Consider the following 14,920-nt stretch of genomic DNA (forward strand, 5'->3'; position numbering starts at 1 on the left):
CTCGTCATTTCGCTATGCCTGACCATGATCGTCGGGCTCCAGTCATGCGCCGTTATGGTCGGCGGCAACATCACGTCCGATACCGATACCGCTGCAGGAGGAGCGGCGGGGATCATCCTGGCCTTCCTGTTCGTCCTGGGCGCGGCGTTCGCCATGGGATTGCCCCGCGTCGCGATGGTCATGTTCGGGCTCGCGGCTTTGATCGGGCTCCTGACGGCCGCGACCACGGTGTTCTCGGACATGTGGATATGGGGCGGTATCGCCCTGGTGCTCTCGGTGATGAGCTGGTTGGGCTATCGCGAGCTGGCCAAGAAGAAGAACGCCGCTGCGGCGCCGGTCGGGGGTGTTGCCCAATGAACGCCTATCTCGATGGCATGCGCCGCTATGTCGACTTCCGCGGCAGGTCGACCCGGAGCCAGTTCTGGCTGTTCACCCTGTTTTATTTATTGCTGCTCTGCGCAGGGCTGCTTCTTGACGCGATGATCGGCACCTTGGATGCGGAGGGCAATGGGGTAATCGGGGGCGTTGTTGTGCTCGCCCACTTGATCCCGTCACTTTCGGTGTTGGTGCGCCGGCTGCACGATATCGATCGTACGGGTTGGTGGGCTCTGATCATGCTCGTACCGCTGGTCGGATTGATCGTGCTGCTGGTCTTTGCCGTTACCCCTTCGACCTCCGGGGCGAACCGGTTCGGGCCCCATCCGCTCGGGGGCGCAGACCCAGGCCAGACCATGCGACCGGCAGCCAATCATGCGCCCCAAGGGGCTTCTGCGGCTCAGTCCGGCCCTGTGACCACCCAACAGCCTATCGCCGGGCAAACCGAGGGGGCAGGGGCTGATGAACTGGCCGGCACTGGCACGGCTCCAATGAATGCCGCGGATGCAGCCAAGGCACCGCAAGCTCCGACCAACCCTCAATCTCCAACAGCACCAGAGCCGCAATCCTCCAGCCCGATCTCCGACGAGACCATTGCAAGGCTCGAGCGGCTTGCAGAGCTGCGGCGCACCGGAGCGATCGAGGAGAGCGAATACGCCTCCATGAAGGCCGATCTTCTGGCCAAGACCCGCTGATAAAGGGGAGACGATTATGCGCCCCCTCAGCGCTCATACCCTCCCGCTCGCGCTTGCATTTGTGCTGTTGCCGGTCGCTCCGGCAATGGCGCAGTCGACCAATGACCTTCTGCTCATTTTCGGCCTGCTCTACGGCGCCCTGTTCATCATCTACGTCATTCCGACCGTCGTGGCCTTTTACCGGGGCCATCCCAACCGCTGGATCATCCTGATCATCAACTTCGCGTTCGGGGCCACCGTCCTGGGGTGGCTGATCGCGATGGTCTGGGCGATGGGCGCGGTGCACAGAACCAGGGACCCGGACGGCACCAATGGCGGGGAGAGCGGGCTCAATATCTTTGCCAATGACGTCAAGCGCCTGCGCATAGAGGGCATCAATGGCGTCAATCCGGCGGCTGCTGCGCCCTTGGCCGGGGATGGTCCCGCGCCGTCCCCCGAACGCCCGTCAGAGCCCGATCCCCTGGCCCAGATCGCCCGGCTCAAGCAGCTCCGCACCGAAGGCCTGTTGAGCGAGTCCGAGTTCACCCGGCTCAAGGGCCCCCTCATCGACCGATACATCTCAGCCCAAGGAGGAACTACAACATGACCAATCCGACCACACCATCACACCGCTGGAGCCGTCCGTCAGAACGCAAAGGCATGGCCCGTGCAGCTCTGGCGTTGGTGCTTGCCTCTCTCTCGACGCCGCTTTTCGCTCAGGATACCGACGAGGACAGCCCCGTCACCCCTATTGCGGGCGATTGGTATTGTGCAGATCGGGCCGAGGACATCTTTCAGGTCTCGCTCGGCTTTGGTGGATTGACGGTCAACAACATCGCCATCGTCCCCTACGAGCCATTCATGCCCGCTCTCCAGCACATTCGGCTCTCGGCATCGGCAACCAATTTCAGCGCCACCAACAGAGCCGTTGCGGTCGAGGCCGTGGGGATCGTCGGCGAGATTGAGGCCCCTGAGGCGATCGCATTTGCCCTCTCGGCCTCCGCCTCATTTGGAATGGTGAGTTCAGGGGCGAGCGAGACCATCACGTCCAACGTGATCTCCAGCGCCAATACCTTCGACTATGACCACATCTGCGTCAGGGTCACGGTCGGGGATAGCTGACCACCGGCAGAAGCATCTCCCGGCCGAGCATGCGCCGAAACCTCGGCGGGGGGTATTCCTACTTCTGCTGATGCTCCACATCGGCCGCCACGCGCTGGAGCGACTTGGGTCGATAGCCTGCATCCTCGCGTCTACGCAGAACAGCTGAACGTGAGGTGTCCTCCAGCATGTGAGGACCTTCTCGATCTTTCTTGACCAGAGTCATGGCTACCGACGTGAAGGACACCTTCTCGTCAGAAATGTTGTTGATCGGGGCCATATGATCAGCATTGGCGCGCGCTGCCTCTAGGAGTCCAAGGCACATCGCGCGAACCAATGCGCATAATCTCATCATCAGTGAACACAGTACCGGCGATGATATGGAACTGCCGCCCACGATCGGCGAGTTGGCGGAGCTTGGTTTCCAGCTGGTACCAGAGCCCCGAGCCGCCATTGAACCGCGAGTGATATTGTGGGGCGATGTTGGACATGGCGTTGATCTCGAAAACCGCGCAGGCATCGTCTGGATCATCGATATCGAGGCTGCCCGGATGCGAGGCGAAGCGGCCATCCTCGTTGCGATCCCCGCCCGCCACGAAGAAGGGCACGATATGTCCTCGGGCAAAATTGTGCGCGCTCGCGTGCCAGCCAAGGTAGTCCTCTGTGTGCACGGGAGTAACATCGGGATCGGGATGGAACCGCCCCCAGCGGCCCTCACGGCGCGGCAATTGCCGGTAGTGCGGGGCAAGGTGCCAGGCCGCCCAGCGCGGCACGAGGTTGTCAGAGTCGAAGGCGAAGATGAAGGCTCGGCGGATATGCGGGGCATCCGCGTCCAGTAGCCCGCCGAAGATATGGCTGGAGATCAGCTGCTCTTGCCGATCCGGCGCTATGGGATCGCATTCGGCGACCTGGGCCCATGCAGCGCCCGCCCAAGAAGTTGCCGCGAGAGCTGCCAACATCAGGGCTGCCAATCCGCCATTGCGCAACGATCCCCCGGATTCACAATTCGCCGAGAACGAGCCTAGCAAACCCAGACCGCGCCAGTTGGGAAAAGCAGGCCTGGGGTCGTTGTTGTCAGCATTCCCCGATCGAGAATGCGTAAATTGGCATGACGAAGCTGAGCCTAATCGAGTGGCGCGGCATCGCCTTACTGCACGACGAGGCTGCCCGCACATCTAAGCAAAGAAGCCCCGCGCAGACCGCGGGGCTTCTCAAGGCTGATCTCGACCGAGTTCAGCCAGTCAAATGCTAGAAGTGGAAGTTCACGCCGGCGCGAACAGTGTGGAAGCGCAGCCCGTCTTCAAATCCCCCGCTGTACACGGCAGTACCGAGATCAGTGTAAAGGTATTCAGCCTTGAAGCTGACGCTTTCATCCATGGCAACTTCCAGGCCGCCACCGACGGTCCAGCCCACGTGGTTCTGGCTGTCCGTGTCACCACCAAGGTCCGTTCCGTCAGCGGTCGCACGCCCAAAGGCTACACCACCTGTTAGGTAGGGCATGACGTTATCTAGGGCGACGCCAGCGCGGGCGCGAACCGTGCCGAAATAGTCGAGCGAAAAGACAAAGTCGCCGCCCTGTATCTCCAACGTATCGGACATCGTCGAAAGTTGAATGTCACCCTCTACGCCCAGCACGAACATGCCAGTCTGAAAGTTGGCACCCGCCTGAACGCCCCCGAGAAAGCCCGAAAAATTGTCCATGAAGACCACATCGTCCTCGTAAGCTTCGCCAGAGCCGAAGCCAGCGTTGATACCAGCATAGAAGCCGGACCAATCATGCGTCATGGCGGGCGCAGCAGCTACCGGCGTCGGCGCGGGAAGGATCGGGTCTGCCGCGTGGGCGGCGGCGCCGAACGCGAAGAAGGCTACGGAAGCGAAAATCGCGGTCCGGATCATGTGTCTGACTCCGTGGCTTGAAACATATGTTATCTTGCGTACCCGAAGTTCTCGCATGCATCAAGCGAGTAGCCCTGAAACCAGACAAATGTCGCCACATTTGGGACAGTAGATGGGCACAGTGTGACTGGTGGGCCACATTTCCAGCAGCACATCCCCCATTTACACACGTGCTGCGGTCATCAGCTGGCAACTGAGGAGCACTTCTCAATGCAGCCGAGGAAACCACAATGGCTTCAATCGAATCGTCAGGATCAGTTTAAGTTATTGAATGACTGTCAGCGTGCCCCGATCGAGATTGTGCGCCAACTTGTAGGGACGGCTTAAAACGAACTCCCCCGATTCCGGGCTGAAGATCGAAAACCTGACCCCGCGCTTATAAAGAGCCCTGGCCTCCTCGGTCGAGATCGCCTCGATCCCGGCAATCCGCCCGTTCAGTTGGATCGAGAAATCGGCGCTCATCCTCCGAGCCCCGCTGTTGAACTGATTGCGCCGCCATTGATCACCTCCAGGTCCAGCATTGGCTGACAGCACCTTGGTCCGAGGCCAGTGCGCTTCAACGCCCGCTCGAAGACGGATCGTTGCAGATCGGCCGCCCGGGGAACCAAGAAGGATGGGGAGGAGGCAACATGAAGCCTGACGAGCATGCTCAGTGGGGGCAGAGCCGCACCATTCTGAGCATCGGTGCCCTAGCAGCCCTGGTTGGCCTTCTTGTCGGCTGGCACACCCAATGGCTTTACGGCCTTCTGACCATGTGGATCGGAGCACCGCTCGGGGTCGTGCTCTATATGAGACTGTTCGCGCGCAATCAGCGCAGAAAATGATCAGCGTCCGGGTTGGGGCCGAGAGCGGACTGGCAGATTTTTGCTGATTGATCATGAGAGCGGACATTCGCTCTTCTAATTTTGCGATTGTATTTGCTGGGAGGTAGCGACTGTTTGCTCCTCGCAAAGGTACTGCGTAAAGCAGCCATTAGGCATGCGCGGGCAGCAGCCTCTCTTTCGCTGGTGCTGTCAGAATGAAAGTTTCTGGTTGAGCCGTAAGGGCCGAACACAATAGACGCACCGCATAACCGTTCAAGCCTATGGTTTGCGTTCCCAGAGTTCAGAGCTCCTCCCGCCACGAACTAAACGCACCGGCCGGTGATGCAGTGCTCTTCAGGTTCTTCCACTTTGCATATTCCCTCCTAGCCCGGCCTTTGAACTCGGCCGAACGCTTCCCTGTGGTCAGCGCGCTAAGAAGTTGCTCCGCTAGGGCGTAGGTCGGCCAGAAATAGACATGACCATCGCGCCGCGCCTTCTGGACGAGATCAAGGCATTTCTCTTCGTCGGCTCCGCGCTGGGCAGCAACCGACCAGGCGGCAATCACGCCAAAGTCAGCAAGCCAATGGTAATGCATCGCATGGCGAACCACGGCACTGCCAAGCGCTTTGGCTTCGCCACTCCTGATCAGAAGTAGCGCACTGGCGGCGGACGTCCACGGATCACGCGAGCGACCTATTGAAACGTTTTGACCCACCCCGCTTTCTGTCCCCGCGGCATAGCGCACTATTGGAAGTCGTTCCTGTGGGAAGGAGCGCTCCAGCCCTCCTACAAGCGCCAGTGTCTTGGCGTCACAAGGTGCAAAACCAAGGCATGATCGCCCGCCGTTGCTCTCGAGAGAAAGCAGAGTGCCGCCGGCAAAGAGCGGGAAATAAGCGCGCAACCGTTCTTTGCTGGTATCAAAGCTCACTCGAACGACAGGTTGTTCCAACCATTGGGAAGAGCGCTCGATTTTGATCAAACCAGGCAGATCCGATCTCAACTTTGCCGTCCCTGAAAAGCCGCTCCAGCCCCACGTCGCGCGACATTTGAGGTCCAATGCCCCGCCGTTCGAATCATATCGGATAGGCAATTTGGAGCCGGTCCAGCCGGGCTTCTTGATGCCCGAGGGCTTGCCGCCTACCGAGCGCCACCCCCCGGCGATCGGCGAAGCCGCCTGGTGGATCGGAATTGTGGCGTCCGCACTTTCGACCTGAAAATCAAACTCGAAGGCGTGGCCGGTTCCGACATTGGTCACGGTTGCGCGATATGTGCCTTCAGCAAGTTCGATCTCGCAAACGTCGCCAATCCCCGTGAGCAGCGCACTCGACTGGTTCGAAACAGGACGACCTGAAACATCGATCCGGAAGGCGCCCTTCTGGTCGTTCGTGAATGTAACGATACGGCTCATGGATTTCCCTCATCGAGCTCAAGGGTGACGGCTAGGCTTGGCGGCATGAGCGACACGGTTTTGGACGCCAGCGAGATTGTTTCCGGCGCATGGGCTGACCCGACGACGATGCTGGCAGGACCAAGGTTGACGTCGACGCGCCAGATGGCTCCAGGCGCTAAAGTCTCCGACAATATTTCCCCGTTGGCGCTCACGGAAAGGCGAATTGCGGTTTGCAGGTAAGCCGCCGGTCGCGATCGTACTTCCACAATGCAGAAAGGTTGATCGACGCGCAGCAGGCTCTTGCGATCGGAGAACTTGGCAAGTGCGGCGGGCTTCACCCGAACATCATCGATCAAGACGTCGGCAATTTCGGACAAAGCGAAGAGCAACATCTTCCCGGTTACCGCCCAGCCATGATGCGGGGTTGGTTCAACGCAGCAACCGCTCATACCCTTGAGGAGAGCTTGGGTAAAATAGGGCGGCAAACGATCATTCGGTGCATGGGCGAACTCTCCAACCCTGGCCCCTGCCACAGCCACTGCATCGCAGCTGGCCTCTGTCAGTTGACTCAACTCGACGTCGCCAAAGACGATGTTTCGGACGCTCCAGATCTTGGATTGAAACTCCCAGGCGATTTCCTGACAGGCGTCGAAAAACACCCACACGCTCTCGGCACCTAGGGTTCGCAAGGCCGTTATCGCGGGCGTCATGTCAAAGGACTGCTCCCAAGGTCGTCGCGGCGCAGATCCCACATCCTCGAGGAGGCCCACGGCATCTCCGTGCTGGTTCACAACGCCGTGGCCGGAAAAGTAGAAGAGAACAACATCGCCGGCACGCACACGATCCTGAAAGGCGTCTGCGGCCTCCTTGAAGTTAAGCGCATTAGCGCGCTCCACTTCAACCGCGATCTCCGGCAGCTGCTCGTGAAGGTATTGCGCGAAGGCTGCTTCATCCGGATCAGACACAATCAGTTCGATCGAACCTAGAGGCGCGACAAGCTTGTCCTTGGCGCCTAAAAGGAACTTCGCCATTGCTATTGCGCCGGCCGAGGGGGCCAGCCGATCAGCGGATCCCGCCTGACCGAGGAATGGATAGTGGCCACAACCCACCAGAAAGACGTGGGTTACGGGCCCAGGATCATTTCTGGAGAAGATGAGCGTCATTTGATCAGGTTTGCACCGAGCACTCGCGCGTTTAGCCGCTGGAGGAACACGCTGTTATCGAAATAGGCCTGATGCGCATGGCCCATGTGGCTCGACGTGTCAACGCGCAGGTCTTCAGCCGAGGGGAAAACTGGCTTCAACAGATAGGCTAGGGTGTCGTTGTAGTCATAGACATTCCACCAGTGGAGCGCCGGCGGCAGTCTCTGCTGGCCATCGGTCTCGGTAGAAAAAAGCCTAAGCTCTTCGAACAGGCCGACCTGTGTTCCGACATTGAGGAGGAGATCAACCTGCAGCTTGCCTGATATCGCCTCCTCTATCCTGGAAAGGCATTCAGGATCGGTTAGCACCTCGTGAAGCACACCGCCGCCCATACTGTACCCGATCAGGACCAGCGTCTCTCCATTTGATCGCGCGGTCTTGGCCGCTTTCGAGATCGTCTCGATTACCGCGGCACGCACTTTCTCACTCTGCTCGCGACGGGCAAAGAACATCATGGCGTCGCCGAGAAACTGAGCCTGATGCGCCGCTGTCCGGCTACGCAACTGGTCTGCACCAAACCTGGACAGCATATTAACCAGATTGCCACCGCCTGTGCCCAGGCCCAGCGTCTTTACAGTCTGAACACCGGAGACCTCTTCGTTCAGTCGCTCCAGAAATTCTTTGTCGCTGTTCAGTTCATCGACCCATTTTGGCCTTGGCTGGGCCGCCGCTATTTTGGCTGCGGCGAACCAGAAGTCCTCGACTGATTGGCACTCCTCCTGACTCAACTTGTCGCTGGCCTCGGCTAATTCGATGATCGAGAGGGTACCAATGAGCGCGGCAAAATCCTTCTGGGCAAGTGGAAGTATTTGCGCAGGGTCGTCTTTGGACGAAGCGGGCTTGGTGCGCAGGCCAAGCCCCTTTCCCAGACCGAGCGTGGTCACCGGAGCCGCGGGCGAGGGGAGCGTTTTCAGGTCTGCGGTCTGCAGGCCAAAAGCGCCCCAGTAGGGGCTTATGACATTCGCGTTCCCGCCGAACACCTGGCGATTGAGGCGATCCGATCGCCCCGCGACCCATTTGTCATAGCTGCCGTCACCCAGGTCCCTTGTATTGACCCCGTGCACGAACACGACCTGCAAAGCGGCTCTCCCAGAATAGCCTTTCAATATGCCACGAAACGTGACATAAATACTTAGCCCATTCAAGGGTCAAAAAAAGAATCGGATTTTCAAGTGGCTAACGAAAAAATGGGAGACTCTGTGGAAACACATGCGGATTTAGCCCAGGCCATCAAGCTCGGCCTGCGCAGTGGCGCTGACGACATTCGGCTGTTCGCAGCTAAACTTGTCCGCAAGTACCGCCAGCACTCTCCAGACCTTGCAAAGCAGATTGACGAGTACCTCAGGAGCACGCCGGCCAGCTCCCCACTGCGCCGCAAGCCATCGCCTGCCGAAACAATGCAGGATGCATCCCCAGATGGGCCAGAGGCAGGCCTGGCTCTATTGAGAATTGACACCCAAGGGGCCAGCAAGCCGGTTTTGTCGAGCGATCTCGATGCATCGATCCAGCAACTGCTTACCGAGAGGCGGCAGGCAGCAAAGTTGCAGCGTCTGGGCCTCGAACCCATTCGATCGGCGATTTTTGTCGGACCGCCCGGGGTTGGTAAGACGATGTCGGCGCGATGGATCGCCGCTGAACTCGGGCTGCCCCTTTATGTACTCGATCTGACTGCGATCATGAGCAGCTTTCTGGGTAAGACCGGCACGAACCTGCGCGCCGTGCTGGACTACGCAAAAAAGGTGCCCTGCGTGCTGCTTCTCGACGAAGTCGACGCGATTGCAAAGCGGCGCGGGGATCTTTCCGATGTTGGCGAACTCAAGCGGCTCGTAACGGTCATCCTTCAGGAAATCGATGCTTGGCCCTCGACGGGACTTTTGCTTGCCGCAACAAATCATCCCGAGCTGATCGACCCGGCGCTTTGGCGCCGCTTCGACCTGACACTGGAATTTCCAAAACCCAGCAAAGGTGAGATTGCCGGCATAGTGCAACGCTCGCTGAGTGACGACGCCACAAAGTTTGAGCCTTGGCGAGAGATCCTCTCGTCACTGTTTCTGGGCACCTCATTCAGCGACATCGATCGCACGCTTCGCCAGTTCCGCAAGGCGGTCAGCTTGAAGACGGCAACGCCAAGCCAATTGGTCGAAGACTATGTGCGCCGGCAGACTATCAACCTAGATAAGGCTGGATGTCTGGATCTGGCCCGGCAGCTGGCAATATCCACTGATCTGTCGCATCACAAGATACATGACATAACCGGGGTGAGCCGGGACACGATAAGAAAGTACAAGCGGGAGGACGAGGCTGGCAATGGCAACTAACTTTCTGATTGGCCGCGGAGAGCTGTTGACCAGCCTTGTCGATCCTCCTTCGCGCCTGCCCAGCACCCGCGAAGTTTACAGCTTCGAGGAAGCTCGCGGGACGTTCGTGCCGCGCTTTGAATCGACGGCGGAAAAGTTTGACGCCGCCGACCCGCAAACAATGCCTCTCGATCTTGCGGTTGCGCGGATGGTGATCAACCCGACCTTCGTGGCCAAGAGCTACTTCCCCAAAGCCATCCTGCGCGCCGCCGGCTTTGAAGCTGTCGGGAGCCGAACAACCCGAGTGGTTCCGCGCAAATGGGGTCGAAAGGGAGAGCCGGAGGAAACCACAACGACTGAGCTTTTCGTTGCCGGTCCAAGAGATGCTTTTCGAAGCCTGCCCGATTGGATCCAGCGAGTAGATGCCGACGATCCTATTGCTGTCGATTTGACGCATCTTGAGGATTTCGGTCCCGTTTCTGCTCAGAGCAAGATCAAAGCCCTCGGCAAGCCCAGTAAGGCGACTTACGAGGTGGGTCTGCACCTGCCAACTGACGAGGCCGGCATTATCCAGCAGGAGTTCATCTCCTTTGGGAAGAAGATCGGCGCTGAACTTCTTCACAACCTGGGCATCATCGTTGGCAAGCTGTGGTTTCTGCCGGTTCGGGCAAGTGCCCAGCAAATCATCGCACTAAGTGAGTTTTCCATGGTGCGCGTCATCCGCCCCATGCCCAAACTTCGCGGCTTTCGGCCCATGACAGCACCCACAAGTGTGCCTGTACGCTGTGACTTGCCGACGAGCCAGCCGCTATCATCGAGCCCGCGGGTTGCCATCCTCGACGGCGGGCTGCCAGATCATCACCCGATCGGACCGTGGGTGTCTTCCTATGTCGAAATGGACCCGGATGCCGATGATCATGAACACGGCCCCAGCCACGGACTAGCGGTGAGTTCTGCGTTCCTGTTTGGACCAATTCAGCCCGATGCAACTGCTGGCCGGCCCTACTCCTATGTCGACCACTATCGCGTCTTCGACCAGCAGAGCGGTGAAGAAGATACTGAACTCTATCGGACCCATGGGCTGATCGAACAGATACTGTTGTCCCGCCAGTACGAATTCATAAACCTGAGCTTGGGCCCGTTTTCAGTCGTGGACGATGGTGACCCCCATCCCTGGACGGCGATGATCGATGAGGTCGTCAGCGACGGAAAGACCTTTGTGTCGGTCGCTGCCGGCAACAATGGCGAGTTTGAATCCGAAAACGATCTGAATCGTGTTCTCGTCCCTGGCGATGCCGTTAATGTCGTCACTGTAGGATCGGCCGACAGAACAGGCGACCATTGGAGCCGCGCATCATACAGCGCTGTCGGCCCAGGGCGTAGTCCGGGGGCGATCAAGCCCGACCTTTTGGCCTTCGGCGGCACCTCGGGACAATACTTCCACGCCCTCGCACCTGGTCGGCGCCCAACGCTGACCCCGCAGCTGGGCACAAGCTTTGCCGCCCCCTACCTGCTGCGCAACGCGGTAGCGATCAGGGCCATCATGGGAGATGATCTGTCGGTTCTCGCCATTCGGGCGCTGCTTGTGCACAGCGCCCGCCAGGACAATCATTCGCAGATTGACGTTGGATGGGGCAAGGTACCCGAAAACGTCATGGATATCATTACCTGTGGGGACGGGGTCGCCCGTATCATCTATCAAGGCGAGCTGAAGCCAGGGAAATACCTCAGGGCCCCCCTTCCCATGCCGACGAGCGGACTAAAAGGCATGGTCAATCTCAAGGCAACTTTCTGTTTTGCGACGCATACCGACCCGCATCATTCCGGCTCTTATACACGATCAGGACTCGAAGTTGTTTTCCGCCCGCACGACGAGAAGGTCGAGGACGGCAAATTCCGGGCACGCACCCGCAGCTTTTTCAGTCTCGGGAAGTACGCAACCGAGGCGTCGCGCCGGTCGGATAGCGGAAAGTGGGAAACGGTCCTTCACGATGAAGTCCGCATGCGAGGATCAAGTCTCAAGGACGCTGTCTTCGATATTCACTATGTGGCTCGTAGCGGAACAGGGGCCGCCCCCCGCGCCGAGAAGATCGCCTACGCCTTGGTGGTGACGATCGAGGCACCAAAGCACCCAGATCTCTTCAACTCTATCGTCTCGCAGTACAGCAGAACGCTTGTCGCTTTGACACCAGAAGTATCTCTGCCAATACTGGTGTAACGGTCAAAAAATTCGTCGGTTCGGAGCAAACGTTCCGGACCGTTTTGTCTGACTGGTTCCCAGATCGAACCGAGCTCAGGCCACCGGCGTACCATCAGACTCCTGCCTTTCAGATGGTAAGCAAAATGTCAGCTTCCGGCCGTCGCCATCATGACCCAAAGGTCTGAAGTGGGGGCGCATAGCTGACACAATGACAGGCCCAGAGTTTGACCAGAGCGTCACGAACTCGAGGGCCCGACTATCCGATATATCTGCATCCGCGAGCACCCAACCTCCTGAGCGATTGCTGTGGGGGATAGGCCCTGGTCCCGGAGAGCGAGAACGCGGTCTCGGTCAATGCGGCGCTTGCCGCCCTTGTATGTGCCGCTCCGTTTGGCCCGCTCAATTCCTTCGCGCTGGCGCTCCTTGATGAACCGGCGCTCCATCTGTGCAACCATTCCCAGCACGGTGATAACCACGTGCCCCATCTCTCCACGTGTTGAGATGTGCGGATCGAGGATGGTGACGAATGCACCCTTCTGCTCGACTTCGTATATGAGATTGAGGACATCGCGCGTATCGCGGCCCAACCGATCGAGCCTGGTCACCATCAGCTCGTCGTCAGGGCGCAGGAACTCGATAATGGTCGCCAGTTCTGCTCTGCCGGTTCTTGAAGCACCGGACACCTTCTCCGACCGAACGATGTCACAGCCTTCGGCTTTGAGCCGTGTGGTTTGGACTTCGAGATCCTGATCAATCGTACTGACGCGGGCGTAACCGATACGGGCCATGTGTAACCTCAGGGTTTTAGGCCCAAGGCTAGCCTGTCACAAATAGTCGCCGTCAACCCAGATGTTACGCCCTACGCCCGGGCGGAGTTACGTCACCTGAGGGTATACCCAAATGTGACCGCTATTACTCGGCGACAGCGTAGGAAGTCCGCTATGCTCTCCCAATGCTGGCGTCCGGAAGCCGAGAGCGAAACTGGGGTTAAACTGCGACAAAAAGGAGGCAGCGCCTAGGCAATGCGTGTTTGTGCGTGTAAAAGCCGGAATCACCACAGGATCTCAACTGAGATGGCGCTGCGTACCCGTGGCCGCAAAAATTGCTTATAAAATACTTCTACATGTATTTCATTTTTAGGATTGCAGATGAAGCGGCTTCTGAGTGCGGTATTCTTTACGGCCATTTCATTATCATTTCATTCCTCAGCAGCGTTTGCGCTCGCGAGCATCGGGTCCTCGCCTGTCAACGACTCTTATGTTCCGCTTGGTAGCTGCGACGTTAGCATTTACCTGAGCGGCCCAAGCGCAAGTCAAGGGAGCGTATGGGTATATCTGGACAACATGGCGGCAGGGGGAAGTTACTGGTGGGATGATCAAATCTATTTAGATTCCGCCATTACTCAGTCACAGATCGAAGCCTGCGGTTTTACGAATGTCTCGGGATTGAGTCAGAATGGCGCAGACAACGGTAGCTTTGCTGCGGACGTTTATGTCGGGTTCTCGTTTACAGGGACGCCGACCGGTGGCGAACCTACCAGCTATGAGTTTGCGTTCTCCGGTGCAAACCCCACGACCTACATTCAAAGCGAAGTGCCAGCAGGGCCCTTGCATGATGCCGGCGAGGTCGCCGCTGAAATGAACACGCTCGTGGGCGGCTTTGTTCAGACGCGTCAGAGTTTTATCTCGTCGACGATCGAGGTGCCAGGTCTGGTCGAACGCCGGCAGGTGTCGAACGCGGCCGAACCCAATACGGGCAACGTCACGCCATCTGCAAATGGCGTCACGGCGAACATTTCCACGAGTTTGACACAGATCGAGGCTGCAGCCAAAGATCCCAATGGCTCCGCTGAGACGGAACTCTCACCCTTCAATATCTGGATCGATGGCACGTTCATGCTTCACAACCGTGAGCAGAGTGGGGACAACTGGGGCAGCTTCGGCATGGTCTCGACCGGTGCCGACTACTTGCTTTCGGAAAAAGCGCTGATTGGACTATCCTTTCATTATGACCATAAGGTCGATCCGACCGATGCGAATGCAGAACTAAGCGGCGATGGCTGGCTTGCCGGCCCCTATGCCTCATTTGAAATCGGCAACGGAGTCTTCTGGGACACCAGTCTTCTTTATGGGGGCTCTTCAAATGCCATTAACACTGACATTTGGGATGGATCTTTCGATACCCGCCGCTGGATGCTTGATACGTCCATCAATGGCCATTGGAAGTTAAACGACGTAACGACTGTGACGCCGAAGTTGCGAGTGGCCTATCTGGCGGAAACGGTCGACGATTATGTCGTCGAGAATGGAAGTGCCGATGTGCTCGACATTGGTGGCTTTACGACCGAACAGCTAAGGGCAAGCTTCGGCGCCGAAATTGCGCGGCAGTTCATGTTGAAGGACAGCTTGTCACTCACCCCCCGGCTTGGGCTCACCGGCGGCTTTTCTGGCCTTGATGGCTCCGGAGCGTTCGGGCAGCTTTCGGCCGGCTTTGTCCTGCAGTCGATGGATGCTTGGAGTGTCGATACGGGACTGCTCCTCAACATCGAAGGCGATGGTCAGACATCAGCCGGTGCAAAAATCGCCATCAGCGGAAGCTTCTAAACCTGGACCTCTTGCTGGAGAGGTCACGGCTGATCTGCGGCAGGAAACGGCCCATCTGCGGAACCGCTGCGCGCTCCCGGAGCAAAAAAGCCTGGAGAATCGAAGCTTCGCCTCTAAACGGATACGGTTGCCAGCCACGCTGAGCGTGCGCGCGAGCGCGAGCGCGAGCACTGGGATGGTATCTGCTGCGTGACCACCGGTAGCCGCCTTGCGCTACACGCCATGTCGCAGACGTCGATGCAGGTAATTCTCATCGAACCCCGCCAACTTGATGAGTTTGGCCGGGTCGGCAATGTGCAGGCTACCCCTCTGCAAGGTCATGGCGCCCTCGATCCGAAGCGTCTTGAGGACCCTGTTGACGTGGACCGGCGTCATGCCG

16 protein-coding genes are annotated in these 14,920 nt (G+C 58.5%); 8 read left to right on the forward strand and 8 right to left on the reverse strand.

Annotation, left to right across the window (positions count from 1 at the left end; translation table 11 throughout):
- The 4 genes from EO136_RS18615 to EO136_RS13485 all read left to right on the forward strand — a co-directional run.
- A partial coding sequence (locus EO136_RS18615; protein WP_164730522.1) for a hypothetical protein occupies positions 1-357 on the forward strand: 357 nt, incomplete at its 5' end.
- Entirely contained in the window at positions 354-1,070 is a 717-nt protein-coding gene (locus tag EO136_RS13475; RefSeq protein ID WP_127144283.1) for a DUF805 domain-containing protein, read from the forward strand. The genes EO136_RS18615 and EO136_RS13475, both read left to right, overlap by 4 nt.
- A 16-nt stretch (positions 1,071-1,086) precedes the next feature.
- The gene (locus EO136_RS13480; RefSeq protein WP_127144282.1) at positions 1,087-1,656 is read left to right on the forward strand and encodes a superinfection immunity protein; all 570 of its coding nucleotides are present in this window, start codon (positions 1,087-1,089) and stop codon (positions 1,654-1,656) included.
- Positions 1,653-2,171, forward strand: coding sequence for a hypothetical protein (locus EO136_RS13485; protein ID WP_127144281.1), 519 nt, complete (start codon positions 1,653-1,655; stop codon positions 2,169-2,171). Before EO136_RS13480 ends, EO136_RS13485 begins: the two co-directional genes overlap by 4 nt.
- Before the next feature lie 263 nt (positions 2,172-2,434).
- Here EO136_RS13485 and EO136_RS13490 read toward each other — a convergent pair whose 3' ends face one another.
- From EO136_RS13490 to EO136_RS13500, 3 genes are all read right to left on the reverse strand, one after another.
- A complete protein-coding gene (locus EO136_RS13490; protein WP_164730602.1) occupies positions 2,435-3,136 on the reverse strand; it encodes a DNA/RNA non-specific endonuclease in 702 nt (233 codons plus the stop codon).
- Between the two features lie 262 nt (positions 3,137-3,398).
- The gene (locus tag EO136_RS13495) at positions 3,399-4,046 is read right to left on the reverse strand and encodes an outer membrane protein (RefSeq protein ID WP_127144933.1); all 648 of its coding nucleotides are present in this window, start codon (positions 4,044-4,046) and stop codon (positions 3,399-3,401) included.
- Between the two features lie 264 nt (positions 4,047-4,310).
- Positions 4,311-4,508, reverse strand: coding sequence for a hypothetical protein (locus EO136_RS13500; RefSeq protein WP_127144934.1), 198 nt, complete (start codon positions 4,506-4,508; stop codon positions 4,311-4,313).
- A 167-nt stretch (positions 4,509-4,675) separates the two neighbouring features.
- On the opposite strand from EO136_RS13500, the gene EO136_RS13505 reads away from it, so the two are divergent.
- Entirely contained in the window at positions 4,676-4,870 is a 195-nt protein-coding gene (locus EO136_RS13505; RefSeq protein WP_127144935.1) for a hypothetical protein, read from the forward strand.
- Positions 4,871-5,150: 280 nt separating this feature from the next.
- Here the strand turns inward: EO136_RS13505 and EO136_RS13510 are convergent, their stop codons facing one another.
- From EO136_RS13510 to EO136_RS13520, 3 genes are read right to left on the reverse strand one after another with little or no spacing between them, the layout of a single operon-like run.
- Positions 5,151-6,257, reverse strand: a complete 1,107-nt coding sequence (locus tag EO136_RS13510) for a hypothetical protein (RefSeq protein WP_127144936.1) — start codon at positions 6,255-6,257, stop codon at positions 5,151-5,153.
- Positions 6,254-7,402: a caspase family protein gene (locus tag EO136_RS13515; protein ID WP_127144937.1), complete on the reverse strand. Its 1,149-nt coding sequence runs from the start codon at positions 7,400-7,402 to the stop codon at positions 6,254-6,256. Before EO136_RS13515 ends, EO136_RS13510 begins: the two co-directional genes overlap by 4 nt.
- Positions 7,399-8,520 carry a hypothetical protein gene (locus EO136_RS13520; RefSeq protein WP_127144938.1) on the reverse strand — a complete coding sequence of 374 codons (1,122 nt, stop codon included), beginning with the start codon at positions 8,518-8,520 and terminating at the stop codon, positions 7,399-7,401. The genes EO136_RS13515 and EO136_RS13520 overlap by 4 nt, the downstream gene beginning before the upstream one ends.
- A 93-nt stretch (positions 8,521-8,613) precedes the next feature.
- Between EO136_RS13520 and EO136_RS13525 the strand changes: the two genes are divergently transcribed.
- Together EO136_RS13525 and EO136_RS13530 are read left to right on the forward strand one after the other, a co-directional pair.
- Entirely contained in the window at positions 8,614-9,759 is a 1,146-nt protein-coding gene (locus EO136_RS13525) for an AAA family ATPase (RefSeq protein WP_206513333.1), read from the forward strand.
- Positions 9,760-9,784: 25 nt separating this feature from the next.
- Positions 9,785-11,956, forward strand: coding sequence for a S8 family peptidase (locus tag EO136_RS13530; protein WP_206513334.1), 2,172 nt, complete (start codon positions 9,785-9,787; stop codon positions 11,954-11,956).
- Positions 11,957-12,174: 218 nt separating this feature from the next.
- Here EO136_RS13530 and EO136_RS13535 read toward each other — a convergent pair whose 3' ends face one another.
- Complete coding sequence (locus EO136_RS13535) at positions 12,175-12,726, reverse strand: recombinase family protein (RefSeq protein WP_127144940.1); 552 nt, start codon at positions 12,724-12,726, stop codon at positions 12,175-12,177.
- A 360-nt stretch (positions 12,727-13,086) separates the two neighbouring features.
- Between EO136_RS13535 and EO136_RS13540 the strand changes: the two genes are divergently transcribed.
- Positions 13,087-14,541, forward strand: a complete 1,455-nt coding sequence (locus EO136_RS13540; protein ID WP_127144941.1) for an autotransporter outer membrane beta-barrel domain-containing protein — start codon at positions 13,087-13,089, stop codon at positions 14,539-14,541.
- A gap of 213 nt (positions 14,542-14,754) precedes the next feature.
- On the opposite strand, the gene EO136_RS19030 is transcribed toward EO136_RS13540, so the two are convergent.
- Positions 14,755-14,916: a hypothetical protein gene (locus EO136_RS19030; protein ID WP_342773418.1), complete on the reverse strand. Its 162-nt coding sequence runs from the start codon at positions 14,914-14,916 to the stop codon at positions 14,755-14,757.
- Positions 14,917-14,920 lie beyond the last annotated feature (4 nt).

It is taken from the genome of Pelagibacterium montanilacus (assembly GCF_003992665.1).
GTDB classification, from domain to species: domain Bacteria; phylum Pseudomonadota; class Alphaproteobacteria; order Rhizobiales; family Devosiaceae; genus Pelagibacterium; species Pelagibacterium montanilacus.

What these genes read in the sequence shown, in the direction of transcription:
- EO136_RS13475 (WP_127144283.1), top strand. Translation starts at nt 354, where the DNA reads ATGAACGCCTATCTCGATGGCATGCGCCGCTATGTCGACTTCCGCGGC.
- EO136_RS13480 (WP_127144282.1), top strand. Translation starts at nt 1,087, where the DNA reads ATGCGCCCCCTCAGCGCTCATACCCTCCCGCTCGCGCTTGCATTTGTG.
- EO136_RS13485 (WP_127144281.1), top strand. Translation starts at nt 1,653, where the DNA reads ATGACCAATCCGACCACACCATCACACCGCTGGAGCCGTCCGTCAGAA.
- EO136_RS13495 (WP_127144933.1), bottom strand. Translation starts at nt 4,046, where the DNA reads ATGATCCGGACCGCGATTTTCGCTTCCGTAGCCTTCTTCGCGTTCGGC.
- EO136_RS13500 (WP_127144934.1), bottom strand. Translation starts at nt 4,508, where the DNA reads ATGAGCGCCGATTTCTCGATCCAACTGAACGGGCGGATTGCCGGGATC.
- EO136_RS13505 (WP_127144935.1), top strand. Translation starts at nt 4,676, where the DNA reads ATGAAGCCTGACGAGCATGCTCAGTGGGGGCAGAGCCGCACCATTCTG.
- EO136_RS13510 (WP_127144936.1), bottom strand. Translation starts at nt 6,257, where the DNA reads ATGAGCCGTATCGTTACATTCACGAACGACCAGAAGGGCGCCTTCCGG.
- EO136_RS13515 (WP_127144937.1), bottom strand. Translation starts at nt 7,402, where the DNA reads ATGACGCTCATCTTCTCCAGAAATGATCCTGGGCCCGTAACCCACGTC.
- EO136_RS13535 (WP_127144940.1), bottom strand. Translation starts at nt 12,726, where the DNA reads ATGGCCCGTATCGGTTACGCCCGCGTCAGTACGATTGATCAGGATCTC.
- EO136_RS13540 (WP_127144941.1), top strand. Translation starts at nt 13,087, where the DNA reads ATGAAGCGGCTTCTGAGTGCGGTATTCTTTACGGCCATTTCATTATCA.
- EO136_RS19030 (WP_342773418.1), bottom strand. Translation starts at nt 14,916, where the DNA reads ATGACGCCGGTCCACGTCAACAGGGTCCTCAAGACGCTTCGGATCGAG.